Origin of the sequence: Candidatus Nanosalina sp. VS9-1 (assembly GCF_047555085.1) — an archaeon.
Taxonomy (GTDB): domain Archaea; phylum Nanohalarchaeota; class Nanosalinia; order Nanosalinales; family Nanosalinaceae; genus Nanosalina.
Genome location: NZ_CP180230.1, coordinates 684,973 through 710,266 on the forward strand (window position 1 = coordinate 684,973; position 25,294 = coordinate 710,266).

General features: G+C 45.5%; 26 protein-coding genes and 2 tRNA genes. 12 read left to right on the forward strand and 16 right to left on the reverse strand.

Features of this window, described 5'->3' with window-relative positions:
• Nucleotides 1–28: 28 nt before the first annotated feature.
• The 6 genes from ACK3SF_RS04015 to ACK3SF_RS04040 all read left to right on the forward strand — a co-directional run bounded on the left by ACK3SF_RS04015 (nt 29) and on the right by ACK3SF_RS04040 (nt 5,570).
• The gene (locus ACK3SF_RS04015; RefSeq protein WP_414837412.1) at nt 29–1,042 is read left to right on the forward strand and encodes a Cdc6/Cdc18 family protein; all 1,014 of its coding nucleotides are present in this window, start codon (nt 29–31) and stop codon (nt 1,040–1,042) included.
• 209 nt (nt 1,043–1,251) lie between these two features.
• Nucleotides 1,252–1,986 carry a hypothetical protein gene (locus ACK3SF_RS04020; protein WP_414837413.1) on the forward strand — a complete coding sequence of 245 codons (735 nt, stop codon included), beginning with the start codon at nt 1,252–1,254 and terminating at the stop codon, nt 1,984–1,986.
• Between the two features lie 6 nt (nt 1,987–1,992).
• Nucleotides 1,993–2,268 carry a hypothetical protein gene (locus tag ACK3SF_RS04025; RefSeq protein ID WP_414837414.1) on the forward strand — a complete coding sequence of 92 codons (276 nt, stop codon included), beginning with the start codon at nt 1,993–1,995 and terminating at the stop codon, nt 2,266–2,268.
• The gene (locus ACK3SF_RS04030; protein WP_414837415.1) at nt 2,268–4,364 is read left to right on the forward strand and encodes a type B DNA-directed DNA polymerase; all 2,097 of its coding nucleotides are present in this window, start codon (nt 2,268–2,270) and stop codon (nt 4,362–4,364) included. The genes ACK3SF_RS04025 and ACK3SF_RS04030 overlap by 1 nt, the downstream gene beginning before the upstream one ends.
• 149 nt (nt 4,365–4,513) lie before the next feature.
• Nucleotides 4,514–5,185 (forward strand): hypothetical protein, encoded by a 672-nt coding sequence (locus ACK3SF_RS04035; protein ID WP_414837416.1) that lies wholly within the window; start codon nt 4,514–4,516, stop codon nt 5,183–5,185.
• A 154-nt stretch (nt 5,186–5,339) separates the two neighbouring features.
• Nucleotides 5,340–5,570 (forward strand): hypothetical protein, encoded by a 231-nt coding sequence (locus tag ACK3SF_RS04040; RefSeq protein ID WP_414837417.1) that lies wholly within the window; start codon nt 5,340–5,342, stop codon nt 5,568–5,570.
• A gap of 12 nt (nt 5,571–5,582) precedes the next feature.
• On the opposite strand, the gene ACK3SF_RS04045 is transcribed toward ACK3SF_RS04040, so the two are convergent.
• Complete coding sequence (locus ACK3SF_RS04045; protein WP_414837418.1) at nt 5,583–7,004, reverse strand: hypothetical protein; 1,422 nt, start codon at nt 7,002–7,004, stop codon at nt 5,583–5,585.
• A gap of 64 nt (nt 7,005–7,068) precedes the next feature.
• Nucleotides 7,069–7,141 (reverse strand) — tRNA-Pro (locus tag ACK3SF_RS04050).
• 176 nt (nt 7,142–7,317) lie between these two features.
• On the opposite strand from ACK3SF_RS04050, the gene ACK3SF_RS04055 reads away from it, so the two are divergent.
• Entirely contained in the window at nt 7,318–8,352 is a 1,035-nt protein-coding gene (locus tag ACK3SF_RS04055; RefSeq protein WP_414837419.1) for an NAD(P)/FAD-dependent oxidoreductase, read from the forward strand.
• Between the two features lie 3 nt (nt 8,353–8,355).
• Here the strand turns inward: ACK3SF_RS04055 and ACK3SF_RS04060 are convergent, their stop codons facing one another.
• The 5 genes from ACK3SF_RS04060 to ACK3SF_RS04080 form a co-directional block, all read right to left on the reverse strand.
• Nucleotides 8,356–8,883: a hypothetical protein gene (locus tag ACK3SF_RS04060; RefSeq protein WP_414837420.1), complete on the reverse strand. Its 528-nt coding sequence runs from the start codon at nt 8,881–8,883 to the stop codon at nt 8,356–8,358.
• A gap of 39 nt (nt 8,884–8,922) precedes the next feature.
• Nucleotides 8,923–9,600 carry a LamG domain-containing protein gene (locus tag ACK3SF_RS04065; RefSeq protein WP_414837421.1) on the reverse strand — a complete coding sequence of 226 codons (678 nt, stop codon included), beginning with the start codon at nt 9,598–9,600 and terminating at the stop codon, nt 8,923–8,925.
• A complete protein-coding gene (locus tag ACK3SF_RS04070) occupies nt 9,601–10,980 on the reverse strand; it encodes a LamG-like jellyroll fold domain-containing protein (protein WP_414837422.1) in 1,380 nt (459 codons plus the stop codon).
• A gap of 60 nt (nt 10,981–11,040) precedes the next feature.
• Complete coding sequence (locus ACK3SF_RS04075) at nt 11,041–11,433, reverse strand: hypothetical protein (RefSeq protein WP_414837423.1); 393 nt, start codon at nt 11,431–11,433, stop codon at nt 11,041–11,043.
• A gap of 80 nt (nt 11,434–11,513) precedes the next feature.
• On the reverse strand, nt 11,514–11,894 hold the full coding sequence (locus ACK3SF_RS04080) for a winged helix-turn-helix transcriptional regulator (RefSeq protein WP_414837424.1): 381 nt from the start codon (nt 11,892–11,894) through the stop codon (nt 11,514–11,516).
• 365 nt (nt 11,895–12,259) lie between these two features.
• Here ACK3SF_RS04080 and ACK3SF_RS04085 point away from each other — a divergent pair, with 365 nt between their 5' ends.
• Nucleotides 12,260–13,603: a dihydrolipoyl dehydrogenase gene (locus tag ACK3SF_RS04085; protein WP_414837425.1), complete on the forward strand. Its 1,344-nt coding sequence runs from the start codon at nt 12,260–12,262 to the stop codon at nt 13,601–13,603.
• A gap of 36 nt (nt 13,604–13,639) precedes the next feature.
• Here ACK3SF_RS04085 and ACK3SF_RS04090 read toward each other — a convergent pair whose 3' ends face one another.
• The 4 genes from ACK3SF_RS04090 to ACK3SF_RS04105 are packed head-to-tail and all read right to left on the reverse strand — an operon-like array spanning nt 13,640 to nt 18,243.
• Nucleotides 13,640–14,515, reverse strand: coding sequence for an ROK family protein (locus tag ACK3SF_RS04090; protein ID WP_414837426.1), 876 nt, complete (start codon nt 14,513–14,515; stop codon nt 13,640–13,642).
• Entirely contained in the window at nt 14,512–15,117 is a 606-nt protein-coding gene (locus ACK3SF_RS04095; RefSeq protein WP_414837427.1) for a riboflavin synthase, read from the reverse strand. Before ACK3SF_RS04095 ends, ACK3SF_RS04090 begins: the two co-directional genes overlap by 4 nt.
• A 56-nt stretch (nt 15,118–15,173) precedes the next feature.
• Nucleotides 15,174–15,551 (reverse strand): DUF120 domain-containing protein, encoded by a 378-nt coding sequence (locus ACK3SF_RS04100; RefSeq protein ID WP_414837428.1) that lies wholly within the window; start codon nt 15,549–15,551, stop codon nt 15,174–15,176.
• Between the two features lie 37 nt (nt 15,552–15,588).
• On the reverse strand, nt 15,589–18,243 hold the full coding sequence (locus ACK3SF_RS04105; protein WP_414837429.1) for a S8 family serine peptidase: 2,655 nt from the start codon (nt 18,241–18,243) through the stop codon (nt 15,589–15,591).
• A 226-nt stretch (nt 18,244–18,469) separates the two neighbouring features.
• Between ACK3SF_RS04105 and ACK3SF_RS04110 the strand changes: the two genes are divergently transcribed.
• Nucleotides 18,470–18,742: a hypothetical protein gene (locus tag ACK3SF_RS04110; protein WP_414837430.1), complete on the forward strand. Its 273-nt coding sequence runs from the start codon at nt 18,470–18,472 to the stop codon at nt 18,740–18,742.
• 9 nt (nt 18,743–18,751) lie between these two features.
• Here the strand turns inward: ACK3SF_RS04110 and ACK3SF_RS04115 are convergent, their stop codons facing one another.
• On the reverse strand, nt 18,752–20,719 hold the full coding sequence (locus ACK3SF_RS04115) for an ATP-binding protein (RefSeq protein WP_414837431.1): 1,968 nt from the start codon (nt 20,717–20,719) through the stop codon (nt 18,752–18,754).
• Nucleotides 20,709–21,740 carry a metallophosphoesterase family protein gene (locus ACK3SF_RS04120; RefSeq protein ID WP_414837432.1) on the reverse strand — a complete coding sequence of 344 codons (1,032 nt, stop codon included), beginning with the start codon at nt 21,738–21,740 and terminating at the stop codon, nt 20,709–20,711. Before ACK3SF_RS04120 ends, ACK3SF_RS04115 begins: the two co-directional genes overlap by 11 nt.
• Nucleotides 21,741–21,983: 243 nt before the next feature.
• Between ACK3SF_RS04120 and ACK3SF_RS04125 the strand changes: the two genes are divergently transcribed.
• Both ACK3SF_RS04125 and ACK3SF_RS04130 read left to right on the forward strand, forming a co-directional pair.
• Nucleotides 21,984–22,430, forward strand: a complete 447-nt coding sequence (locus ACK3SF_RS04125) for a hypothetical protein (RefSeq protein WP_414837433.1) — start codon at nt 21,984–21,986, stop codon at nt 22,428–22,430.
• Between the two features lie 93 nt (nt 22,431–22,523).
• Nucleotides 22,524–23,009: a hypothetical protein gene (locus ACK3SF_RS04130; protein ID WP_414837434.1), complete on the forward strand. Its 486-nt coding sequence runs from the start codon at nt 22,524–22,526 to the stop codon at nt 23,007–23,009.
• Nucleotides 23,010–23,042: 33 nt separating this feature from the next.
• Here the strand turns inward: ACK3SF_RS04130 and ACK3SF_RS04135 are convergent.
• Nucleotides 23,043–23,201: transfer RNA gene (locus ACK3SF_RS04135), tRNA-Thr, on the reverse strand.
• Between the two features lie 67 nt (nt 23,202–23,268).
• On the opposite strand from ACK3SF_RS04135, the gene ACK3SF_RS04140 reads away from it, so the two are divergent.
• A complete protein-coding gene (locus tag ACK3SF_RS04140; RefSeq protein ID WP_414837435.1) occupies nt 23,269–24,243 on the forward strand; it encodes a hypothetical protein in 975 nt (324 codons plus the stop codon).
• 7 nt (nt 24,244–24,250) lie between these two features.
• Here ACK3SF_RS04140 and ACK3SF_RS04145 read toward each other — a convergent pair whose 3' ends face one another.
• Complete coding sequence (locus ACK3SF_RS04145; RefSeq protein ID WP_414837436.1) at nt 24,251–24,964, reverse strand: isopentenyl phosphate kinase; 714 nt, start codon at nt 24,962–24,964, stop codon at nt 24,251–24,253.
• Nucleotides 24,954–25,259 carry a hypothetical protein gene (locus tag ACK3SF_RS04150; RefSeq protein WP_414837437.1) on the reverse strand — a complete coding sequence of 102 codons (306 nt, stop codon included), beginning with the start codon at nt 25,257–25,259 and terminating at the stop codon, nt 24,954–24,956. Before ACK3SF_RS04150 ends, ACK3SF_RS04145 begins: the two co-directional genes overlap by 11 nt.
• Between the last annotated feature and the right edge of the window lie 35 nt (nt 25,260–25,294).

Sequence of the window (25,294 nt, forward strand, 5' to 3'; positions counted from 1 at the left end):
TTTAAATTGAGGCTCAACTACTTCAACTATGACTGCTTCCAGAAATCAAATTATCTCGGATGCAAGAGTGTTGACAGCTGATTATTTGCCGAATAAACTTGTACATAGAGATGGGGAGAGGCAGGAGATTGCAAGGAATTTGAGGCCTCTGATGGATGATGATATTCCTACGGATATGCTTCTTCACGGGCCTCCGGGCACAGGAAAGACAGCAATGGCGAAATACGTAGTAGAGGAATTACAGAAAGAGGTATTCGTCAATACCAGTTATGTCAACTGCTTCAGCCACAAATCAAGATTTGAGATCTTCTACGAATTACTAGATGAGAAACTGAAAGTTCCCAGAGACAGCACCTCCACAGAGAAAGTAATTGAAAAATTTGAAGAAAAGGTAAGGAAGAGGCCTACAATCATAATTATTGACGAAGTTGATCAGATAACGGAAGATGAAGTATTATACGAACTAAGTCGTTTCCAGAAGGCAGGCATCATCTTCATCGCCAATGATGCCAACACCTTCTCACATTTTGAGGATAGAGTAAGGTCCCGTATCAGTGGAGTAAATAGGATCCGGTTCAAGAGATACAGCAAACAACAGCTCACTGATATACTGAAGCTTCGAAGGAAGCACGGCCTGAGAGAAGACTCAGTAAAAACATCACAACTGAAGAAGATAGCTTCCAAAGCTGGTGGCGATGCAAGAGTCGCCGTAAACACGTTGCGCTTGGCGGCAAGAAAAGCTGAAAGCAAAGGCCTAGAAACAATAACAGATGAAATCATCAAAGATGCTGTTAATGATGCTTACGACGAGGAAGAGCTGGAGTCGCTGGAGCGCTTGAACAGCCATCAAAAGAAGGCCTACAAGCTCCTACAGGAAAACGGCCCTATGCAGATCGGAGAACTTTACGACAAATACGAAGACGACGTTAATGACAGTAAATCACGGAGACAACTACTCCGATACCTGAAGAAGATGGTGAGTTACAACATCCTTGAGACAGAAGGATCAAAAAGCTCCACAACATACAGTATAGCAGAATAGGCCTGAACTCCAATGAGTCGAGAAGATGCTAAAAACTATCTCCTCTGGATTATTCTCATCGCTTTCATATTCGCTGTACCGTTCTTATCAACTACTGTTCCTACACCTGCTACCTGAGTTACAGAACTCTTTCTACGACACTTACGACACCCGAGAAACGGCTTAAATAGGGTCTCTGCACCAACATATACATACAGAAAGAGAAAGTCGTGAAGACTGGCCCTCACGACAAGTACGCCTCTGGGGAGGGGATCCTACCAATTTCTTTTTTAGAACAACAAAAGACACAGACCGTTGAAAGAGAATCCGCTGAGAAAGAAGTAATCCTGAAGACAAAACCAGATATAGTCACTGGCATCAATCACGTGAAGAAGGCAAGGGAGTTGCCTATATTTCAGGCCTTTCTAAGCTCAGAACTCCAAGGAAGCAACGCAAAAGCTGTATGGATAGATACCGGCAACGAGGCCTCCACTTACTCTCTCAGCGCACTAGGGAATCCACAGCTTTTGGAGCAGGTGGAGATAGGTAGAGCGTTCACAGTTTTCCAACACCATAACTTGATTCATCAACTTGACGAGTTCATTGGCGAAAATACAGATATCTTGGTGTTGCCGAATTTCGACGAATTGTACTTGGATGGACAGGTGAAGGAGTGGGAGGCTGAGGAGCTCTTCAAGGAAAGCTGGAAGAAAATCAGGGAGATACAAGAGGAGAAAGAGTTGAAAGTGCTGATCTCTTCCTCAGGGAACTCTAAGATGTCCCATATACTTGAAGCAGATTCCGATAACAAGATCGAAGTTGATTCAACGAGTAGTGGCCTCAAATACAGCTCTGAAAACTATCAGCAGATGATGTATAAGGAACAAGGTTCTCTACAGACTACTTTGCCTTACTGGTCCAGAAAAAACCGTGAAGATGTCAAAGTAACCGCCAGAACGGTGTAGAGAGTTATGGGGCGTACGAATTCTACTTACAGGAATCATCTGGATAACTTTATAGATGGATTCAAGCCTTTCAGACAGGCCTTGAGAAAGGAAAACAAGCAGCATCTGGATTCTTTATGGGAGAAAGCGCATCAGTTTGCTCAAGCAGGCGCCTACTTGAACTCTAGTCAGCCAAGTCTTCCGGCCTTTATCTCGATGATGCTTGGTGTGCAGAAGGAGGCCTCTGAGAACAGAAAGCAGATCGAAGAACTGAAGGAGAGAGTGGAGGAGTTGGAGAGTTAATGGTTTTCAAGATCGATTTCATAGATGGCGAGACTGTATCTTGGACGAAGACTAAATCAGGTGTCGAAGCAACACGCCACAGAGAGTACCGGCCCCGGTTCTACTTGGAAGGAAGTAAGTCAAAGCTTCAGAAAGCACGTCCGTGGCTGTCACAGAAAGACGGAGTGGTAGCTACCTCTTTCGAGCACTGGAAGCCTACACTATCGAAGCCAGAAAAAGAAGTACTCCGCATAGATGTGGAAGATAATGAAAAATTGAAATCAACGGCATATAGATTAAAGAGGAACTTCGGTCGCTCCACATTCAAATTCTACAACGTAGGATTTTCACCGCAGTTCCGCTTCTGCCTTCAAAAAGAGATTTGTCCGGTACCTGAAAACGATTTGAACAGAGTTGAACTCAGTCTACATCGGAGACATATCGCAGATCAAGATATATCGCAACTGAAACTGAACGGAGAACAAGTTCAAGGAAGCGAAAAAGAGGTGCTTAGTACGCTTCAAAGTTACTGGGAGCGCAGGAATCCTGATATAATCTTAGTGAATCGTAGTCAAGTGCTGGAGCTTCTCAAGGATAAAATGTCTGAGTACAAGGTCTCTTTTCCGCTTGGACGGATCGACAAGTTTCAGCAACTTGCAGGAGAGAACACAGTCAGCAGCTACGGCAGAACAGTACACAGTTCCGCAAGATACAATGTCCCCGGGAGAATAGTAATCGATAAATCAAACAGCTTCCTGCTAGGAGAAGCAACGATTGAAGGCCTCTGGGATCTTGTCAAGAGAAGCTACAGGCCTATGCAGGAACTAGCGTGGGGGAGCATCGGACGACTATTAACTAGTATCGAAGTCCGGAGAGCCTATCTTGAAGAAGATACTTTGACGCCTTGGAAGAACTGGAGTGGTGAAAAACCGAAGAAGGCTTCTACACTGCACAAGGCTGATAGAGGAGGATTCATTTTCAATCCAGAGCCCCGGATACATCGAGATGTTTACGAGGCAGACTTCGCAAGCTTGTTCCCCAACATAATGGTGGAGAAGAATATCAGTCCTGAAACGGTATGCTGCGACTGCTGTGACAATAATAGAACTCCAGAACTAGATTACAGTATCTGCGAGAAACAAAAGGGTTTCATATCGAAAGTATTGAGGCCTTTAGTAGAAGATCGTCAAGAGATGAAGGAAAAAGTAGATGACATAGAAGATGAAGAGGAACACCGATACATTCAGGGGAGTATAGATGCCATCAAATGGATACTCGTCTCTTGCTTCGGCTATATGGGTCACAGCCACGCCTCTTACGGTGCTATCAAATGCCATCAGGCTATTCAGGCCTTTGACAGAGACATAATGGTGAGAACAAAAGAAATGTTCGAAGAATCCGGATACGGCGTCTCTCACGGCATAATCGATAGTATCTGGGTGCAGGAAGAAGAAAACTCCCGAGATTTCGAGGACGTATGCGAACAGATTTCAGAGGAAATCGGTATCAAGCTGGAGCCAGAGTACAAGTTTGAATGGTGCGCTTTCGTGCCTCGTAGTGGTTCAGAGGCCGATATCGCCACACTCAACAGATACTTCGGGAAGAAAGAGAACGGCGAGTTCAAGACAGCAGGCATAGAAACAGAACAGAGATCTACCTGTGAGTTCATCAAAGATGCACAGATGGAGATGATAAAGGCCTTAGATCAAACAATGTCGGCAGAAAGCGTAATACGTGTAGTCAAAAATCATATCGATATACTTGGAAGCAAGGAAGTAAATCCCGAGGCCTTAGTAAAAGAAAAGAGAGTCTCCAAGCCACTAGAGGCCTATAAAGTAGAGAATCGCTCGGTATCAGCATTGAAAAGAGCGGAGCATCACGGTATTGAAATGAAGCCGGGCCAGTCTATCAACTTCATAGTGAAAGATGATGACGCAGATCCTATCGACAGAACACGACTGGACTTTGAAGCACAACAAGGAGATTACGATGCATTATTCTATACTACAGAACTGATACGAGCAGCGGAATCAATTCTATCGCCGCTTGGATTAGACAGAGAAGACATAAAGAGAAGGATACACGGCGGAAATTCTAAACTGAGAACTTATATTTGAAAAAATGAGGCGTATAGCTGTATGTAAATTTGCATATTTACGCCAGTACCTAAGAGACGTGCTGAAACGCTTGAAAAACAATCTCCTATTTTTAATATATGGAAATCTAGGGGAATCTCGTAAAAGCTTGTAGTAAAATATTCCTATGTATGATCGAAAGTATTCTTTCCTCTCTTTCGGGTTCAGTAAGTAATGTGCTTTTGATGATTTTCACAGGATTTCTGGCATTATTCTCACTCCTTCAATTTTGTTCGCTGAGGAAACAAGAGGAAATATTAGAGAAAGAATACAAACCCGATCCAGAATTATATTTGGAAGAAAAAGACCGGCCTGTTCTTTGTATCCATAATAATGGTGGAAGTTCAGCAGTCCGGGTAGAAGTGGAATCTTACAACAACTCTGATGCCGATACCTACGAAATGGATGGAAGAACAGCTGAAATACCTGTAATAGAACCTATGGAGACAGTGAAAGTAGAAATAATGCGTTTAAGCAAAGAAGACTCTCTCCTTAAAACACATCCTACGATTCACAAATATGTTGAGAAGGTAGGAGATGGAGACCTAGATCATTCGGATCTTAATATTACGATAGAAGTTGGCTATAAAGATTCTAGAGGAGAGCATCATATTGAAAGAAGAGAGTTCAATCTAATAGAAGATATTTCCACAGAAAATGGAATAATCAGAGAAAAAGACCCTTATAGAGAAATAAGCTATCAATTGAGTGAGTTAGATGATGCTGTCAGGGGTGTAGGGAATGCCTTGGCGGAATTCAAAAGGTACGTACAGCGAAGAGATTCAGAAAGTTCTGAAAATTAGATATTTGGTAGATTTTAGCTCAACATATTTGGCTCTAAGCCGGAAGGCCTCTGGGAGCTTCCTGTTTTTCATACCTTAGAGAGAATTCCAGTACTCCGATAGATATAGTCCCTCCCTGTCAATATAGGAAGATTATCCTCTATCAGATATTTTTATGTCATTAGAATACTGCCCGAACTGTGGAGAAGATCTCACCCAGTACAGAAGTGAGGACGAGGAAGAAACCTCGATCTCGGATCTCGATATGTCAAAGGAAGAAGTTAGAGCATTCCTCCATCTCGCCATAATGAAGCGTGAAAGAGCCGAGGAGCTGAACGAGAGAGTTGATAACGATAAGATACTCGAATGGAAAGACGCTATAGAGGAGAAAATAGAGAAAAAATAAGGGAGTCGCCCGTCATATACTTCCCTTTAACTCCTCGATCACGCCTTTTTCTTCTATATAATCACTTATTGCTTCCTCCAGCTTCTGTTTCTCTTCATATGCATCTCCTCCAGATTCGGATCTGTTGTGGCACTTTAACTCTTCGTCAGCTTCCTCTCCACAGTCTGGACAGTATTTCTGTAGGTCCGAAACCAGTTTTCCGCAACTACATTCCCACGGCTTCAAGCTGTTGTCATTGAACTTTCTCTCACTTTCAGTCAACTCTTCTCCGTAGTCTTCTCTTACACCTGCAAGAACACTCTCCTGCATTAATTCGATGTAGTGCTTAGGAGCATCTGAAGTCTTACTCCACCCAAAAAATGCTCGAAGAAAGTTCTCGTTTTTATCCTGTGCCGCCCAGTATAGGGCTCGAGCATCTCTCCAGAACCAGTGTGGCTTCTTCGTAAGTTGGTCAGGAACTATATCTTCTCGTTTGGCCTGTTTCAAAATTCTCTGTAATACCTGTCTCATATCGTTTCCTGTCATAGGCTTCCTTCTTTTATCCGCCTCGGCCGCTTTACCTTTCCAAGAGCAACCATCTCCCTGACAATGATACGTTCTCCGGTGGTATGCAGTATTCCTGTCAGCGTCTAAATCTTTGGTACCGCATTTCGGACATCGATTCTCCTGATTATTCTGCTGGAAAACAGGTTCTGAAAGATCTGGATTTTCCCTATTTTGCAGCTGCTTCATAACGGGCATTGAGGCCCGTACAGGGATTTCTCTTTCACCGCTTTTACCTCGAAGTGTTACATACATCTCGCTGCCATCGAATCTGATGTCCTTCCACTTAATCGGCTCTGGATGCTGGTGGTGGTCGGCTGTTTTACCCATTTCTCCTATCCTTGCTCCTGTTGCCCATCCGAAAAGTATCAGACAACGGTCACGAATGTTATTTGCCTGCTCTGCCACCAACTTGACGTGTTCTGGAGTAGGCCGAGTATGGATGTCAATAGTAGTAGAAAGATCTACATTTACATCGAGGTCATCGACTAGTTCAGGGCCATCAAGCTCTTTGTTAAATCCTTTGCCCTGCTTCTTGATGAATTTGTTGTAGAAAACTCTTACAGCTTTCCAGAAATCATTCTTACTGTGGTCACTGTAACACTCTCCGTTCATCTTCCTTAATCCATCAGTGTTCAATGCGTTGACGATCCCCTCAATATCTTTCTTTTCAGCTTGATCGAGAGGAAAGTCAATCAGTTCGGCGAGTCTGTTGAACCGGCTTGCATAATCTTTCAATGCAGTTTGTCCGGTCCCTTTGCTCCCCATCTTGCGGAAGAACTCGTTAAGGACTTGTTTGTTGTGATTGCTGATTTTAGAATTTTCAGAAAGTTTACGGTGGTTCTGTTCTACAGAGTCGAATGTCATATTGTCCGGTTCTTGGGTCGCCATATGTTAGATTTCGAAAGGTTCCTCTTTTAAAGAGGATTAACGAAATCCCAAGACCGGGTAGCTATGGCAGGACCCGGATTTGAACCGGGGTCTGGCCGTCCCAAACGGCCAATGATAGTCCACTACACCATCCCGCCACGTGTTACGCTACGTGAACGCAAGCAGCCATTCAAAAAGTAATGGCTCTGAAAAGTTGACTGTATAATCTGTGTCGTGCTGAAGTCTTTTAAACCATATCTTGTGTGAGGCCTTCTGGATGCGTGGATTTGTTAGATAGTTTTAAACCGGAGGCCTGAAAATTTTAGTTGTAGAGATGGATAAGGATACTGTTGTTGCTGGTGGAGGTGCTGCAGGATTGAACGCGGCGCTGGAACTGGCGAGGAGAGGCCTTGAACCGGTTCTTATTTCACGTAACAGTCGTCATACTTACAGAAACGCTTTACACCATATGATCTCCGGCGGGGATCTGGAAAGTCTTTCTATAGATCTCAAGGAGTTCCTTGACGGCACGCCTGTCGAGTTCGTGGAAGAGGAGATCGAAGGATTCGACCCGGAGAAAAAAGAAGTGGAGACAGCTGAACAGAGTTTCAGCTACGAGAATCTTGTCGTGGCACTTGGAAACCAGGCCTCATCCGATATTCCAGGCCTTGACTACACTGAAGATTTTTACACAGGTGAAAACGCACGGCAAGCAGTTGAATCACTTGAAGATGCTGAGAAAGTAGCTGTAGTGGGTGCAGGAAGGAAAGGCGTACAGGTAGCCGGGGAACTGCACAAAAACGGATACGATGTAACTCTTGTAGACAGTTCCACAAGGCCTCTTCCCAGAGAGTCAAGTGAGGCCTCTAAAAAATTACTTGAAGTATTCAACGAAGAAGATTTGAGTTTCAGAGGAGGCTCCACAGTCAGAGAACTTACAGGCTACGGTATAGAGTTCGAGGACGGCAGCGAACTGGAAGTAGATGAAGTAATCTGGTGCGGAGGCCTTTCATGCAACGAAGTAGTTCAGAGAGACTTCAACTGCGGCGATGAAGGCCTTGAAGTTAACAGAGGTCTCTCCGCTACAGGTTTTGACGGCGTTTTCGCTGCCGGAGGATGCTCAAATCTTGAGGACAGATCCTTTGGATCAGCTGTTAAACAGGGCAGACACGCCGCTAAAAATATTGCGGAAAGTTCGAAGCTTCTGGAGGAGTATGAGCCCGGTGAACTGAAGCTTTTCAGTATGGGAAAGTACGGAGTCTACATAAGGAACGAAAGATGTCATATAAGCCGTGCTACAGGATTACTGACGCGTTACCAGCACAGGAAATACCTTCTGGATCTCAGAAGGCAGGGATTCTTCCTGTAAGTTTCAGTGAAGTGTTCCTTCACGTTTGTCGACATCGTAGGCGAAAAGAGCGTAGCCTATGTCCACAGGCCTGTATCCTGTCTCATCAGCTATTTCTCTGATAGGATTCATCATCGTGACGTAATCAGAGGCCGTGAAACTTTCCTTGCGGCCTTCCAGATAATCCAGTCTTTCAAGAGAGGCCCATACACGCGTATCAACTACTGCATGATTTTCTGGATCGAAGGCTGCTACTACACACGACGCTGTCGGCGCCTTGAATCCTTTCAGGGCCTCTATCAAGGCTATCTTCGAGAAATCATCTTCGACTTTCAGAACGTTCCCAGTCACCGTCCTGCATCGTTCCTCAGGATTTTTCCGGACGTGATACGCGCTTCTGGTGCTGGATTCATACGCTATCTCGTAAAGCTGTTCTCTAGTAAGAAATCCCTGATCCCTGTAACTCTGCCCGAACACCTCAAGTCTCTCCGGCAGAAGGCCCTGCGTCTCAGAGTAAAAATCAAGATACTTCTCCACAGTTTCCCTGTCCATACAAGGCCTCTAGAATAACAACTTGAAAAAATTTCAGGCCTACAGAGTTCTTTCACTGGAGACATGAAGGCCTCTCTTTCCGACGCTGTAGAGATACTGGACTTCCTGCGGTGTCAGAGCGTGGTCGTAGATTCTGACATGCTGTATTTTTCCACTGAAGAAGTTGTTATTTGATCCATAGTCATCGTATCTCCCTATTAGAACATCATTTATACTTCCCGTCAGCTTACCATGAGAAACAGTGTCCAGTAGCTCGCCGTTTACATAGAGATAGGCAGTAGCACCATCATATACTCCTGTAACGTGTTGCCAGTTGCCTTCGCTGTAACTTGAAGGCGATCTAGCGGATTTCCATTCACTCCCATTATAAATCGCAAATTCCCATCTATCTCCGTTATACGCCCTCAATACTGCATCGTAATATGTTGGATCTGGCAGTCTTCTCTGAACAAGTGCCGCCCAAGCCTGCTGTGTCTCCTGAGGTAGCGTCCAGGCAGAGAAGGAAACTGAGTTTTCAGCTGAAATAGATTCCGACTGAGGTACAGAAACGTAATCATTGTTGCCATCGAAACTATAACAGTTACTGCCAAGTATCCCTGTTCCCCCAAGAACCGTAGAGTCTCCGCCATCACCAACTGAGCCATTATTTCCATTTCTGACGTCGTATGCAGTTGATCCTGAAGTCTCATCTAGAGGCCAGTATGCTTTCAGTACCATTTAGTGGTTCACCAGGTGTTTTCTCATGTCGCGGCCTCTCGTACCGTAATGGTATATCTGGAAAATTTCTCTTCTACTCAGCGTTCTGTCGAATACACGTACGTCGTCCACCTTACCGGTCCCGTAAGCATCATAAGAATTATCAGAGTCATCGTAACGTGCACCTATACTGTCTCTGACTCCATTATTACTGGAAAGACTGTTTGTCCACGAACCTGCGTACAATGAGTTTTTGAACACTTTATGAGTTCCAGAATCGTTAACTACAGTAACATGGTGCCAGTTACCATCGTTAGCACCTATATTAACTCCTGGCTGTCCTCCATCAAATGATCCTGCCGTTTTACCGTTGATCAAGAGATCGTCGTGATCAAAAGTATGGCCTGATGCATACATCACGTTCTCAAAGTTATTTGTTGGCGAAACATCAGTGCTCAGCCACAGAGCAACAGTATAATCCTGCCCTGCACCAGTAAGATTACTTAGCCCTATCGAAGAACTACCATTAAATTTTGCTGCCTGCCCTCTTATTGCATCATTTGTGAAAGTTACACTATTTGTCGTTCCATCGTTGGCGCCCCATGAATCCGTTGCATCGCCGTCTAACTTGTAGTATGATACTCCATTATTTGGAGGCCTCGCGTAGTCTCCCGATCCCCATTTGTACAAAGTCTGGATTTCAGAATTTGAGAGCGCTCTATTGTAGGTGCTACATTGCGCTATAACTCCATCTAGATGAGATATGCTACCGCTACTGTACAAGAGTCTGCCGATTTGGGCATTTGATACATTTGGGAAAGGCCTAGAGTGAAGCTGTGTATTCTCGAGTTCTCCGTTCACGTAAATACGAAGTTCATTTGCTGTAGCCACTCCGACTATATGGTGCCATTCTCCGATTACTTCTGTATTGCTTTTTGATGTAACAGGAGTGTTCTGCTGTCCTCTAAGATAAAGAATAGCTGTAGCAGGATCTCCTCCTATATCTAATGCAAGTATATTATCTCCATTTGAACTCGTCGATTCTGAGTATATACGGCCTGTGCCATCAGCTTTTACCCATGCAGAAATAGTTACAGGGAAAGACGAATTCTCCGCACCGGACACATCCACGTAATCATCACTTCCATCAAAAGACATCGCTTGGAGGCCTCCTTTTCCTGCGACGCCTGTCGTCACACCGCCGTTCAAGCTTCCATGATTTTCGTTGCCACTGTAGTCTGTCGCATTATCATCGTTCAACGGCCAGTATCCTATCAAGCCAGAAGAAAGCGGAGGCCTGTCTCGCGAGTATCCTTGACGTAGATCGCCGTTCCGGCCTGTAGTTCCACTCGAATCCTGATTATTTTTCCAGTCGCTTTCCGAATCCCATCTTATTGCCATGAAAAATTTCGAGGCCTCTGGAACTGTTTATATTTACGTGGATATTAAATTTTTCACTTTTTATCGGATACTTTTCTGCTGTACAGTTATTACGGCCTGATCTGATATTTCGTGGCCGTTCCTGTAGATGTATCGTCCTGAATCACTGAAGCTGTAACTGTAATTCTGTATATTTTCACAAGAGGAGAATCCTTCTGCAGGACACTGTGTGTCGTACTCTGTAGTTATGAAAAGTTCTCTGCTGGAACGATCTATCCATCTGACAGAGTCGCCTTCACGGATAACAATATTTTCAGGAACAAATCCTGAATCAGTGTATTTTACAGTAAAAACGTCTGATTCAGAGGCCTCCTGTGCCGCATTCAGGCCTTTTTCTGCGTCCTGTGATACGTCGCTGGTGCATGCGGATAATGCCAGTGTAACTGCGATGAGTACGGTCAGCCAGTATTTCATTCTCTGGACAAGTTTTTGTTCAGGCCGGAATTAAATGAACAGGGTAAAAAATTAGAGAAAAATAAGGAGAGAAAAAATTTCTAGACTATAGCTTCTTCTTTTTTGGAGGCCTCGCAGAGGTTTTCTTCTCCCCAGTTGATCATCTCCTGTATAGCAGATTCCAGTTTTCTTCCTCTTTCCGTCAGCTGGTATTTTACTCTGAAAGGTTTCTCGCTTACTACTTCCCTGTTGACGATCCTTTTCTCCTCAAGATCTTCCAGGCTTTCCGACAGGACTTTTGATGAGATTCCTCCGACTTCGTCTTTGAGCTGGTTGAATCCCATTCCTCCCTGTGATAGAAGCCTGTGGATTATCACCGGATGCCATTTCTTGGAGACTATGCTTGCCGTCGCTGTCAGCGGACACCATTCCTCTCCCGAGCACCAGGTCGGCATCTTGCCTTCTTCAAGTTCTTCTGTCATACCGACGGTTTGAACACTTAACGTTATTAAGTTACCTAACGAAACCGTGATCTATAGGGGGCCGAGCGAATGGTAACCGGTGGATACAAAAATACCTGAGGCCTATTACAGTTTCACGGCGAAAACAAGAGATAGTTTTTCGCGTATAAAAACGATATTTCAGAGGTGAACTAAAGAAAATGGGAGAATCAGAAGACGACGATGTCTGCATCGCATGCGGCGATGGAGCTGACTCAGCGGAAGAACTTCAGGAACTGATTGAGGAGCAGAAAGAGGCCTGAAAAAAACCAGAAGTTTTTTGACCGGGAAGAGAAGGCCTCTTCCTCTACAATTTTTCACAAATTTTTAACGGAGACGAGCTAATAATGGAAGAATACGATCTAATTGTCATTGGAGCCGGTTCAGGTCTTGACGTGGCCTCAGCCTTCGCAAGCAGAGGAAAATCAGTCGCAGTAATCGAGCCAGGGCCTCTCGGCGGAACATGCCTGAACAGAGGATGCATCCCGTCAAAGATGCTGATACACAGGGCAGACGTCGTCAAAGAGATACAGAACTCTGAAAAATTCGGTATAGAGGCCTCTGTAGACGACATACATTTCTCTGAGATGGTCGAAGAGGTCAACGAAGAAGTACGCCAGGACTCGAAAAATATCGAGGAAGGAATCAAGGCCTCGGAAAATCATACTCTTTATAGGACGGAGGCAGAGTTCATCGACAACAGTACGCTTGAAGTCGACGGCGAAAAGATCACAGCGGATAAAATCGTTGTCGCAGCCGGTACAAGGCCTTTCATTCCTCCTATCGACGGCATAGAGGACGTCGATTACATGACGAGTAAAGAGGCTCTGGAGATGACGGAGAAGCCGGATGATATGATCGTTGTCGGCGGAGGATACATCTCCAACGAGCTGGCACATTTCTTCGAGGCCATGGGAATCGATGTAACTATACTTGAACGCGGTGAGAGACTTCTGCGTAACGAGGACCGTGAAGTCAGCATTAAATACACTGAACTCGCCAGTGAGCGTTTCAACGTCGAGCTGGAGACAGAGGCCTCTGAAGTATACGAGGAAGACGGCAGAACGATCGTTGTAGCGGACGGGAAAGAGTACGAGGCCGATGAGCTTTTCATCGCAGCAGGCAGAGTACCGAATACCGATTCTCTAAAGGTCGGGAATACGGATATCGAGACAGATGAAAGCGGCTACATCGAAGTAGACGAATACATGAACACCTCCGTTGATCACATCTATGCTCTTGGAGATATAATCGGGAAGCATCCTTTCAAGCACGCTGCGAACAAGGAGGCGAACGTTGCCCTGATCAACGCCTTTGTCGGAAACAAGAAGGAGATCGATTACACGGCGATGCCGCATGCAGTCTTTTCAGCACCTCAGATCGCTGGAGTCGGAAAGACCGAACAGGAGCTTGAAGAAGAAGATACAGAGTATGTAAAGGCCTCTTACGAGTACGAGAAGACAGGTATGGGTATGGCTCTGAAGGATGAGGACGGCTTCGTGAAAGTTCTGGCTTCGGAAGAGGGAGAGATCCTTGGATGCCACATCATCGGGCCTCATGCATCGCAGCAGATCCATGAAGTCCTTGTAGCGATGAAAGCCGGAAGTGGAACAGTATCCGATATACAGGATACGATCCATATCCATCCTGCGTTGAATGAGGTTGTGCAGAGAGCTTTCAATCAGCTGTAGAAAATCATTAGGCCTGAGATAGGCCTCTAAATATTTTTACTCTTTTCTCTGGGCTACGGCTAGAGCGCCGTAGAGGCCTAGTTTGTTTCCTAGTTCAGAGATCTTCATCTCTGGCTCCGGATTTACGGATAGTTCTGCGGCTTTTTCGAATGAGTTCTGCATGAATTCCAGATTGTTGGTTGCTACAGATCCGGAGAAAGTTATCAGTTCCGGGGCGTATAGATCGATTAGAGTGGATATGCCTCTGGCGTTTAGTTCGGTGAGGGTGTCGATGTGTTGCTGGGATATGCTGTTTTCACGTGCTTTTCTGAATATTTCCTCTGCTGTGGCATCTTCAGGAATAGTTTCTTCGTTGAGTATACTTTTCATGTATCCTGGCATATTTTCGCCTCCTACTGATTGATCCCATGTGGTATCGTTGTCCACGTTTATTCCTGCTGGCTCCGGGCTTCTGCCGTCTTTTTCACTTCCAAGAAGATTTCCCGAGTAGTATACTCCTCCTCCGATCCCGCTGCCCAATATAACGGTTACAATATTTTCCAGTTCTTTTCCTTCGCCGTAGAGCTTTTCTCCCATGACTGCGGCGTTTGCATCGTTCTCTATACTGAAATCTATACCAAGTTCAGACAACTTGCTGAAGGAGAGCTCATCCAGTGCATGAGCGTATTCTATCTTTTTCTCCTCCACGTTGATGAGGCCTGGAACACCGATTCCTATAGCTTCGATAGAATCCTGTGAGACTTCATTTTCCTCCAGTAACTCTACTATCAGATCGACGAGGCCTTCTTCAGACCAGTACTGTTCCGTGGGAACAATCTTGTTCGTGTCAGAGTAGAGCTCGTTTTCGTCTCCTAAACCGATCCTTATGTTCGAGGCTCCGACATCTACACCGATGTAAAGTTTCTCATTCATCCATCGATACCTCCTCTACCTTCCATCATCTTCTTCACGTACTTTCCCATCATATCTGTTTCAATATTAATTTTATCTCCCTCATATCTGTCAGAAAGATTCGTCTCCCTCCATGTCTCCGGTATCACAGTTACCGAGAAGGAGTCCTCAGTTACATCCGTCACCGTCAAACTGATGCCTTCAACAGCTATGAATCCCTTGTAAACCACCAGATCCTGAAGATCATCCGGCAGGGAGAAAGTCATGTTCCACCCCTCCTCCAGCTCTTCGACATCCAAAACCTCAGAAACAGCCTCCACATGCCCCTGAACTATGTGACCTCCCATCCTGTCCTGAGGCCTCAAAGCTCTCTCAGCATTCATTTCATCGCCTTCCTCCAGCTTCGAAAACCAGGACTTCTCCAGAGTTTCCTCCGCAAGGAAGAAACTTATCGACCCAGAATCGAAGGCCTCTACAGTAAGGCAGACACCGCTCAGAGATATACTCTCCCCTTTCGAAAGTTCCTCAAAGCTTTGTGGACGCGTGACAGAGACTCGAAGGCCTTCACCGGCCTCCTCAATCTCCTTGACACTGACTGTTTCCTTAATTATTCCGGTGAACATGCAGAAATTTTCTTGTAGAAGATTCTTAACAGGCCCGGTGACTCAACAGTCACCTGTCAGAAAACAATCCTAACACTGTCACCGTCTTCAAGGCCCAGCTTATCTCTCAAGTTCTCTTCCGCAACTATCTCCACGACTTCAGGCCCGTAATCAGTTACATCCATCCTGAGAACAGCAGCCTCCACCCCTTCAACTTCAACAGGATAAACATCGATTCCGCTGTATTCCTCATCTTTGAACTCGAAACCCTCTATCCTGGAGGCCTCAGAACTTTCCAGAACCTCCTGTACTTTTTCTTCCTTGACTCCGGTGTTGAGTGTTCCGGGGAAAGGCCTGAAACCTGTGATCGATTCGATCTTATCCTGATACGGCTTCATCGAGATATATTCTTTTCCTACACCCATTCCGGTGAAGATTTTTCCCTGAAGTTCCATGAGAAAAAGTTGAAAGTGAAAAGTTAAAACGACTTTACTAACCAAAGATCGCGAAGAACATTCCTACAGGACCAGCAGGGCCTCCAGTACCGGAAGGAGAACCTGAAGCTTCCGGCGGACCACCACCTGAAGAAGCATCAGGCCTGGAACCAGGAGAAGGACCTGAAGATCCTGAACCCCCAGGATTCTGTGTAGATTGATCGTTCTCACCTGCTGTATCGGAGGAACCTGTATCAGGCCTTTCACTGGAACTATCTGACTCAGAATGTGTTCCTTCGCTTTCCGAGTTATCCGGACTCTCTGGAGCTACTTCAGGCTGTCCCCGTGAATTTTCATCTGTCTCTTGATCCGTCTCATCGGCACCGGATTCCTCCCGATTCCTCTGATCCTGCTGATTGCTTTCTGCATCAGATCCCGAATCAGGAATCTCTACATCATCCGAAGGTGTTCCGGGAGCTACAGAAGGATTTCCAGGTCTTTCGCTCTGCTGCCGATCTTCTCTATCCGGAGCCTGTGCCGACCCCTGTCCGTTTCCAGGCCTTTCAGGGCCTACATCATCCTGCTGATTACCGGGAGGAGTAACTCCATCAGCCGGCCTTGTATCCTGACCTGATCCCTGACTGGCGGAACCTTCACCAGGATTTCTAGGCCTCTGAGATCGCTCTGTATCATTCTCCTCGTCTCCATCATCCGAATCACTACGTCCTGGAGCCTCAGGCCTTCCTGTAGAAGGCGTATCCTGTGGCCCTCCAGGCGTTCCCTGCCCCGGATTCATGCTTAACTGTCTTTCAGCGTTTTCAAGGCCTCTGATCTTCTCCGTGATATCTCTACTGGAGTTTGAGTCATTGTCACGTTCCGCTACTTCTCTTGCCCTCTGTACATTGTTCCTGTAATCCTGAATAAGGCTCTGCCTCAAAGGATTGTCTTCCTCAAGCTGCGAGGCCTCAGCCAGTCGTCTTTCAGCATATTCAAGACGCTTCTGAGCTTTTCTCTCCGGATTGAAAGTTAAAGCCAGACTTACTGACTCCATAGCTCTCCTGACTCCGTAAAGAACGCCTCCCGGATTCGCAGGCGTTTCGTTAGTGAATGCTGGAGGAAGCTCCTCTTTATCCTGAAGGCCTGGTGGCAAAGTTCTGTTCCGTGTTTCGTTGTCACGTGTCTCATTCTCCCGTGTTTCATTGTCTGACTCGTTGTAATCCGCTGCAGTCGTGAAAGGAAGATTCTCAGTTACTACAGTCGAGTTTTCATCGCTTGCCTCAACATACCATTCGTACGACGTGTTTTCAGGAAGATCTTCAATCTGGTGCTCTGCCTCAAGCGGAGAAGCTCCTGTAAAGCTCTGGATCTCTGTATCGTTGGCGAACGAGAAAGTAACGCTCAGATTCTCGGAATCATTATCCGAAACTACAGCTGAAAGATCAACATCAACTCCTTCGCCATCATCTGTGTCATTGACAACTGTATTGATCGGAGAGGCCTCCTCAACTACAGGAGGAAAGTTTTCAGTCTGATTTGTTTCATTCGTACCGTTCTCAACTACTACCTGCTGATAGGCCTCATATACGTCGACAAGGCCTTGTCCCTGATCGTTCTCAGCGAATCCCAGATCCTCTGAACTGTTCATAACTATGCTTTTTGCCTGTTCAACTGTAAGCGTGGAGTTCGAGGCGAAAAGCAGTGCTGCCGTGCCGGAGACGTGAGGTGTTGCCATCGATGTTCCTGAAGCAGTTTCAAATCCTCCGTCGTTCCATGTAGAGGTGACTGATTCTCCCGGAGCAACTACATCCGGCTTAACTCTTCCATCCGCTGTAGGGCCTCTGCTGGAAAAAGAAGAAATACTGTTGTCGCTTCCTACAGAGCCTACTGTAAGAGCATCTTCAGCACATCCAGGAACAGTAATAGTTCCCGAGTCAGGGCCTTCGTTTCCTGCTGCTACGACAGGAAGCGTTCCCTGGCTGTATGCATTGTTGATGGCCTCTGAAAGAGCATCTTCTCCATCACACTCCTCTACAGGCGCTCCAAGGCTGAGGCTTATGATATCTGCATCATTTTCTACAGCCCACTGGATGCCGTCGATAACGTTCGATGCTGATCCTGTTCCATCCGAACTGAGAACTTTTACGTCGAAAAGATCTGCGTCATAAGAGATGCCTGTATATGTGCTGTCCTGTGAAGCGATGATGCCTGCTACGTGCGTTCCGTGGCCGTTGCCGTCGTCAGTTCCTTCTCCAGTAAAATCAACTTCCTGCTCAACATCAAGAACACTGTTCGAGTTACTGATCCCTGTATCAAGTACAGCCACGTCAACATCTTTACCTGTGGCATTCTCACTCCAGGCCTCTGCTGCATTGATCTGTGAAGCAGTTGAATCAAGCACAGTAGTCATCTCGAAGTCAGGATCTACACGTTCCACAAAAGGCCTGTCAGCGATATTTCTCGCCGCAACTTTTGGAATAGTAACTGCAACACCGTCGATTATCGAGAAACGTTTGTTAACAGTTCCTCCTGCATTCCTTACTGCTTCAGCGGCCTGATCAGAAGCAGCTGTCTGTATAATTACATCGATTCTTTCCGTATCCGGGCCCTGATTCAAACGCTGTTCAAGATCCGGACTTACCTGCGCAGATGCAGTAAATCCAATTATAGATGTTAGAATAACAAGTACCGAAAGCCTAGACAGATTATTTTTCATACATATACAGTGATGAGCCAGCACACTTAATTCTTGGCCAGAGCCTGAAAGAACGTTCAATAAACATTTCAGAGGCCTATACCGGATTTACGGAAAAGTTTGAGACCCGTATATCTATAAGATATGCTTCGACCAAATTTTACTATGGTAGAATTCGAGACCCGCATCTTCCCAAAAAGGGAAGAGTGCTTAAATTAAACTCTACCAAACTTCTTCGTGATCAAAAATGGTAGAGTTTGAAACTATCGAGAATGAGAGAAAAGACTACGGAAACTTTCCAGGAGAAAAATTCATCGAAGTAAGCAGGAACAAGGCCATCCAGGACGACGGAAGCGAAAACTCGTTCATACAGATCGCCACAGGATACTACGACGAAGACGAGCCACGATACAAGAAAAGATTCACAGTACCTACAGACGATAAAGCAGTAGATCATATCGTCGAGAAACTTCCTGAGATGCTGGAAAAGGAAAAAGAAGAGGCCTCAAGCGAGGAATAAAACAGGCCTCTAGAAATCCAGGCCTTTAAGTTCCTTTACTTCTGTTTCTTCTTCCAGAATTTCTCTTACATCGTCTCTGAACGTGAAGTATATTATCTGCCAGCCTTCTTTCTCAAGTTCCTTCAGGAAATCTATCTCCTTCCTTATTCTTTCAGTATCAGAATGTACGAACGCGTTATCAAGTATCAGGAATCCAGGCTTTCCGAGTATCTCTTTGGCCAGTTTCAGTCTTACTGCCATGTAAAGCAGATCATAGGTTCCCTGGCTCAGGTCCTGTGGATCAAGTTCTCTGCCATCCTTTCTCTCAACCTTGAGCTTCCTTGAGGCCTTGTCATAGTTTATATCCGTGTAGTTGCCGTCTGTTGCCTCACGGAACATCTCCACAGCGTAACTATCGTCCCTGAATATCCTGTTGAACTCGTCCTCCTCCTCGGCCTCCATCTCCTCCAGAATCTTTATCGCATTCTTCGAGGCCTCCACCATCACATTCAGAGAGGATACGAACTCTTCTAGCTGGCGTAAAGCCCTGTCGAGATCCTCTACAGAGTCTACAGAAACAATACTTTCATCCATGAACTTTTCCTCAAGTACCTCTGAAACACCCGAGTCAAACTCCCTCAAATTTTCACCGTACCGATCTATCTCACTCTCAAGGCCTTCCTTCTCATCCTTCAACCGCTTCAGCTCATCCCTCTCATGCTGGAGATCTTCCTCACTGAACTCTCTGTCGACCGATCGGAAACTTTCGGAGAAATCATCCAGTACCTGCTTCCATTCACGTGGATCATCCCTGTTAGCATCGAAAAGGCCTTTCAACTCCCCGACAGCGCTGTTTCTTTCCCTGTTGATCTTTTTCTCACGCTTATCTAAATCGTTCTCGTAGCTATCGATAGCGTCAACTACTTCAGGAATCGTGGAGGCCTCTACACCTCGTGCTCTGGCCTCTTCAATTATATTTTCACGCTCGTTCTCCTGTATCTTGACTTTTCTGGAGGCTTTCCTGTACTCGTTTAGAGTATAACCAGCCGCAGCCAGGAAAACTACAGCACCTCCAACAAGGACAGGTACAGGATTCAGCAACGCACCAACAAGCGAAACACCGGATAAAAATCCTGAACCGATGGATGCATACTTCAGAATATTTTTTTCGGAGGCCTCAGCTTCAAAGCCTTCAGCCCCCCTCCGGATAGTTTCAAGATCTTCAAGAGCCTTCTTCTCATTCTCAAGATCTTCTTTCCTTCTTTCAGCCTCTTTCAAATCCTCCAGAAGCCTCTGGCCTTTCCTGTACTTCCTCTGCTCCCTTGCGTTTTTCAGCTCCTCTATAGCTTCTTTTCTGGCGCTTATCTCATTCTTCAGAGAGTCAATCTTCGAGTACTTCTGGAAAAGGCCTTCATCCTCAATCCTGTTCATGAAACTCTGAATATCATTCTTCATATCCTCTGCTCTATCCCTTTTATCCCTTAACTTCCCTGTTCCTTTAGTATTCTCCAGTTTCGCATCACTGGACGTATTCGTGAGATACCCTACTTCAGCGATCTCATCCCTCAAGGCCTCAATCTTTTTCGTCTTGGATCCCAGGACTCTATCAGTCACATCGTTGAAGTAATCACCGTTCCCGAAATCATTCTCCCTCTCAGGAAGCCTCAGATCAAAATCACGTACGATAAAGGCATTCTTCACATCCTCAGGGCTAACATCGCCGAAAATCTTCTCCAGGCCTTCCTGAGACGCATCAAACTCTTCACCGCCGTTCTCGATAGTCAGAAGCCCGTTAGGCTGCTGGGAGACCCTGCCGATCCCATCAAAATCCGAGGAATCATCGACAAGCATCTTCGTGATAGACTCGACCAGAAGAGTCTTACCAGACTCGTTACGGCCGTAGAAAGCATTGAATCCGGAATCCAGATCTATATCAACGTCAGTCAGAGGCCCGTAATGACTGACTTTCACCCTCTTGATCCTTACATTATCGCTCATGCCTTGACAGACCTCTCAGAAACTTTTTCTCAACAAGCTCCGGATTTTCGAAATCCTTCTCCTCAAGCCTTTCACGGAACTCCCTGTAAATCTCCGAATCAACCAGCGAAGAAGCTGACTCAAGGCCTGAAACATTCACATCTATACTCTCAGGCCCCAGACTTTTCACATCATCTTTAAGCTCTCTAGAAAACTGATCGACAGGCCTCTCCGTAAATCCATCCAGCTCCAGTATAACTGAGGCCTTCCCAAGATCCTTCTGCTCTAGATCCCCGGTTATTTTATCCTTCAGCTCCTCTTCCTCGCCTGGCAGAATACTACCGCTCTCATTTATACAGTAAAAAGTATCAAGTTCACGTGTCTCCATGCCTTCATCTGTATCAAGCAGCCAGATCTTCCTCTTACCTGTTTCAGAACTTGAAATAGAGACAGGCGAACCAGAGTAAGCGAACGTAGTCGCTCCAAACTTCCTCCTCGTAGCTGAAGAATGGATATGCCCTGCCAGAACATAGTCAAAACCCGTCCTGACAAGCTCCTGCGGCTTCACAGGCAGATACCGCTCCTCATCACCGAAACCGCCTGAATTACCTGCCAGCGTGCAGTGAATCATCAAAATATTTGTTTTGCCCTCTTCAACAGCTTCGGAAAGCGGCTCAACCAGCTCAGAGAAACTTTTCTCAGTATAAGGCAAAGCCACGATATTCACATCCCCGAAAACCTTTGAAGAATAAGGCCTGTCAGTCAAAACCTCTAGATCATCGCCGAAGTAATCCTCACGCCTGAAAGCAGAGTTATCATGATTCCCAGGAATCACAAGCGTCTGAAAACTGTTATCCGAGAAAAGAGGCCTCAGATCAGTCTTCAAACCTTCAATATCAACATTTTTATCGAAAAGATCGCCAGTAATCAGAAGCAGATCAGCATCCTCATCCCCACACTTCTCAACCACCTGCTCCAAGGCCTCAAACCTCTCAGGATGATCAGGCGAAAGATGCACATCAGCAGTGTGGACAATTCTCACAGACAAACCACTGAAACAAGATTACTCTGCCACATTTAATAATTCAGAGCAGGAGAAAAAACTACAGGAAAATAGCCCGGCCAGCCGCCAAGCAAAACCCGGGCTACCAAAAAAGGCCTCTCTCAATAAAGAAACAGGCCTTCAAAAAATAAAGACTCTACAAAAGTTAAAAGTAGAGGCCTCAGAAAGGGAAAATTTTTAGAAAGAAATGAAAGAGTTGGCAGAGAAAGTGTAGTGTAAAAGATGGCAGAGAAATATTTGGACAAACAAGAACATAGTAAAGATGTAAAGAAATTGAGATTAAGCTCTGAAGAACGAGAAAACGCAGAGAATCTGGTGAAAAGAATTAATGATGGTGAAATTAGCTCTCCAGACGACTTTCTAGACGAATGGGAAGAACTGGAGTTCGAAAGACCCGATAACTCTGAAGAAGTTCAAGAATATATCAATTTAGATAAAATAAAGGGAGCTGCTATGTCTGACAGACTCTCAATAAGGAGATTAAAACAGAAGTTGAATATTTTAGCAGATGACGACTGGATAGTAGATGAGCAGGATAATTTTGAAGCTCCTCACTTAGTAAAGCACCCTAGAAAAGAAGTATACCATGTAGGAGTAGACGGCCATCACAGAGTTATGGCATTCAAAGCTATTGGAATAGGCGAGATCAAAGTCCGATACGATATATAAAATAACTAATCCAGCAATAGCTCAAAAAATGCAGGAGCTCCAAAAACTTCAGAAAGAAATGAAAGAGTTAGCAGAAAATGTGTAGTGTAGAAGATGGAACTATCAAATGAACTGCTTTCAATTATAATCGCCTCTCTAAGTGCTTTAGGTACAGCAGGAATCCTAATACAGAACTACTTTAGCTCTCAGAAACTCGATAATATTCAAAGTCATTTCCAAGCAAAGAAGGAAGCTCCCGACTGGGAACTTAAGGAACTCAAAATTGGAGATGAAGGACGGAATCCTCCGTTCATAATACCAGTAGTAGAAAATAAAGGAGAAGGAATAGCTTACAATGTAGAAATTGAAGGAAATCCGAAATCACTAGAAGGAGATAGATGTGTGAGAAGCAAAAGAACTGACTCCGTAGAGGAAGTTTATCCAGGAAACACAATATCCTTAAAAACACCTGTGGACAAGAATACAGATCGGATTACCGTAGTAATACGATCAGATGGAGAAGAACCATGGACAGAGAACATTGATTTAGAGGATTATGAGTTTGAAGATTGGATGGAAAAGAAACTGGGAAGAATGTAGTGTAGAATCCCTACCCCTGTACAAAACAATCTAAGCCCCCAGAGGGATTTGAACCCTCGATCTGCCCCTGTCTTGCGTCCTGGAAAATTTTTCTCCGGAAGCGCTTCCGTGTGGAAGGGCTTGGAGCTTGCCGCACTAAGCGACTGTAGGCGCTACAAGGGGGCCGCTCTAGCCAGACTGAGCCATGGAGGCCTTTGTTGCTTACAGTGAAAGTTGAGTGGGCTAATAGTTAAATAATTGGAACTTGTCGATTCTCTGTATGAGTGATTTTCCTGAAAAATTTGATATTACCTCAGATTTCTCTGATTTAGAGGCCTCTAGTCTTGACGGAAGTAGAGTTGCTGTCGGCTTCAGGCCTTCCGGAGAACTTCACGTCGGGAACTTGTTGACTCTGGCGTATTCTGCTGCTATATCTGAAAAACTGGGCCTGGAGCTGGATCTGATGTGCTGTGATACTGACTGGAGTGCTCACATTCACGAGGATAACAGGACCGGGAACAATCGTGTTATGAAGCTGTTTTTCATGCGGGATTGTCCCTGCAACGAGCATGAGAATATCGCCGAGCATCGTGTGGATGAGATCAGGCCTTTCCTGAGAGGTCTCTCAAAAGAGCTTGATATAGAAGTTGATCCAGGATTCCTCTCTGATCTGGAAGGTGATGAGGAGTATGTGGAGGCCTTGAGAAATGTTTTGAATGACATGGAAAGTTTTGACGAGGTGTTCGGAGGCGGTTTCAGGAGGCGTTATCGTTCTCCTGTTGTTACTGTCTGCGAGAGCTGTGGCTTTTCACATGCGAAAGGTTCTGCTTATTCAAGAGAAAGTGATGAGCTTGTCTCGGCGTGCAGAAACGATGAATGCAGCGCTGGCTTCATGAGTGGAGGCCTTGACGGGAAAATAGGAGTGTATTATCTTGTCGATCCTGTGCGTGATCCGTCGAGAGACGTGGCTGTACACGTGTTCGGAGGGGATTACAGGGATGCGAAGAAGGAGCAGAAAACTTCCAAAGTCGAGAAAGTGGCGAAGATCACAGATTTAGCGAACAATGAGGCTCCGTATTACTTCCTGGCGCCGATGATCTCTAACGACGAGGGAAAGCCGCTCTCCAAGTCGAAGAATACGGGGAAGACTGTCTCGGAGATCGATGATCTGGAGGCCTACGGAAAGGAATTAGCTAGGAAGGCCTCTGACTGGCTGGATGAGGAGAAGAAGTATCTTCCTGAGACTCGTCTGTAAAAAATTTTTATTTGACTGTGGTGCCTGGATTTTCACCGGATAGAAAGTTTTCAAGATCGTCCTGGCCGAAGATGGAGGCCTGTATGTTTTTCTCGAGTACTTCTCTTACTTTGTTCTCCATGCCTCCTGTGACGTCTTCTCCCTCCATTTTCAGGCCTTCAAAATTTTCCATAGAGTTTATCTTGTCCACTACTTCTCTATCGGAGTTGAGTACGCCTTTCTCGGATGTGCAGAATCCTGCGTGGCCTGTATCAAATTTTTTCTCAAGTAAAGCAAGTATCTCGTCTCCGGAGAGTACTGTGAATCCTTCGTCTTCCGTGACTATGCCGTCACCGTGGAGAACAGGTGTGAATCCTTCTTCGTACATCTTCAGGATCTGACGTGTCATTATCTCTGTTTCAGGCCTTCTCAGTGAGGCTGAGGAGGGGTGTACGGGGAAGGCCTTGACTCCTTTCCTGTGAAGCCTCTTGATGATTTCAGAGTTAAGTTTTTTGACTGCTCTGTGTGTCTCCAGTGCGCCTTCACGTGATCCTCTGTGGAGATTGTGTTCTGATGCATGCGGGTGTCCAAAGCTTCCTGCGCCGTGGATTACAACACCGTCAGGATTTCTGGATATAGTCTCGATTACTCTATCGAGTTGAGGTGAAAAAGTTTCCCTGGAGGCCTTGTCGGTCAGAAGCGAGCCTCCTATTTTGAGTATGTAGTCGGGTTTAGACTTCATCAAGGTCTACGTCTTCTGTGTCTCCCCTGTCTTTGACTTTTCTTTCGTGTGCGTCTTTAATCCTGAATACGTTCGTAGATCTCTCACATTCAGGGCACTCGATCCACCATGGACGGGAACCAAGTTCCTCTTCATCCTCGAAAGAGTGTTCACAGTAAGGACAGGTCATCTCGAAGAAGAACAGTTCATTGTCATAGGAGAACATCTTGATATGCCCTGTTTCCTCACCTTCATCGTTCTCAAGGTTCCTGTTAGTTGCGTATTCCACGCGGTCATAATCAACTTCTTTTTCCATAGGTCTTCACTGAAGTATTGGTTCTCATTAAACTT

Bases quoted from the DNA above. Each gene is read 5' to 3' on its own strand.
- ACK3SF_RS04015 (WP_414837412.1), top strand. From the start codon at position 29: ATGACTGCTTCCAGAAATCAAATTATCTCGGATGCAAGAGTGTTGACA.
- ACK3SF_RS04025 (WP_414837414.1), top strand. From the start codon at position 1,993: ATGGGGCGTACGAATTCTACTTACAGGAATCATCTGGATAACTTTATA.
- ACK3SF_RS04030 (WP_414837415.1), top strand. From the start codon at position 2,268: ATGGTTTTCAAGATCGATTTCATAGATGGCGAGACTGTATCTTGGACG.
- ACK3SF_RS04035 (WP_414837416.1), top strand. From the start codon at position 4,514: ATGATCGAAAGTATTCTTTCCTCTCTTTCGGGTTCAGTAAGTAATGTG.
- ACK3SF_RS04040 (WP_414837417.1), top strand. From the start codon at position 5,340: ATGTCATTAGAATACTGCCCGAACTGTGGAGAAGATCTCACCCAGTAC.
- ACK3SF_RS04045 (WP_414837418.1), bottom strand. From the start codon at position 7,004: ATGGCGACCCAAGAACCGGACAATATGACATTCGACTCTGTAGAACAG.
- ACK3SF_RS04055 (WP_414837419.1), top strand. From the start codon at position 7,318: ATGGATAAGGATACTGTTGTTGCTGGTGGAGGTGCTGCAGGATTGAAC.
- ACK3SF_RS04060 (WP_414837420.1), bottom strand. From the start codon at position 8,883: ATGGACAGGGAAACTGTGGAGAAGTATCTTGATTTTTACTCTGAGACG.
- ACK3SF_RS04065 (WP_414837421.1), bottom strand. From the start codon at position 9,600: ATGGTACTGAAAGCATACTGGCCTCTAGATGAGACTTCAGGATCAACT.
- ACK3SF_RS04070 (WP_414837422.1), bottom strand. From the start codon at position 10,980: ATGGCAATAAGATGGGATTCGGAAAGCGACTGGAAAAATAATCAGGAT.
- ACK3SF_RS04075 (WP_414837423.1), bottom strand. From the start codon at position 11,433: ATGAAATACTGGCTGACCGTACTCATCGCAGTTACACTGGCATTATCC.
- ACK3SF_RS04080 (WP_414837424.1), bottom strand. From the start codon at position 11,894: ATGACAGAAGAACTTGAAGAAGGCAAGATGCCGACCTGGTGCTCGGGA.
- ACK3SF_RS04085 (WP_414837425.1), top strand. From the start codon at position 12,260: ATGGAAGAATACGATCTAATTGTCATTGGAGCCGGTTCAGGTCTTGAC.
- ACK3SF_RS04090 (WP_414837426.1), bottom strand. From the start codon at position 14,515: ATGAATGAGAAACTTTACATCGGTGTAGATGTCGGAGCCTCGAACATA.
- ACK3SF_RS04095 (WP_414837427.1), bottom strand. From the start codon at position 15,117: ATGTTCACCGGAATAATTAAGGAAACAGTCAGTGTCAAGGAGATTGAG.
- ACK3SF_RS04100 (WP_414837428.1), bottom strand. From the start codon at position 15,551: ATGGAACTTCAGGGAAAAATCTTCACCGGAATGGGTGTAGGAAAAGAA.
- ACK3SF_RS04105 (WP_414837429.1), bottom strand. From the start codon at position 18,243: ATGAAAAATAATCTGTCTAGGCTTTCGGTACTTGTTATTCTAACATCT.
- ACK3SF_RS04110 (WP_414837430.1), top strand. From the start codon at position 18,470: ATGGTAGAGTTTGAAACTATCGAGAATGAGAGAAAAGACTACGGAAAC.
- ACK3SF_RS04115 (WP_414837431.1), bottom strand. From the start codon at position 20,719: ATGAGCGATAATGTAAGGATCAAGAGGGTGAAAGTCAGTCATTACGGG.
- ACK3SF_RS04125 (WP_414837433.1), top strand. From the start codon at position 21,984: ATGGCAGAGAAATATTTGGACAAACAAGAACATAGTAAAGATGTAAAG.
- ACK3SF_RS04130 (WP_414837434.1), top strand. From the start codon at position 22,524: ATGGAACTATCAAATGAACTGCTTTCAATTATAATCGCCTCTCTAAGT.
- ACK3SF_RS04140 (WP_414837435.1), top strand. From the start codon at position 23,269: ATGAGTGATTTTCCTGAAAAATTTGATATTACCTCAGATTTCTCTGAT.
- ACK3SF_RS04145 (WP_414837436.1), bottom strand. From the start codon at position 24,964: ATGAAGTCTAAACCCGACTACATACTCAAAATAGGAGGCTCGCTTCTG.
- ACK3SF_RS04150 (WP_414837437.1), bottom strand. From the start codon at position 25,259: ATGGAAAAAGAAGTTGATTATGACCGCGTGGAATACGCAACTAACAGG.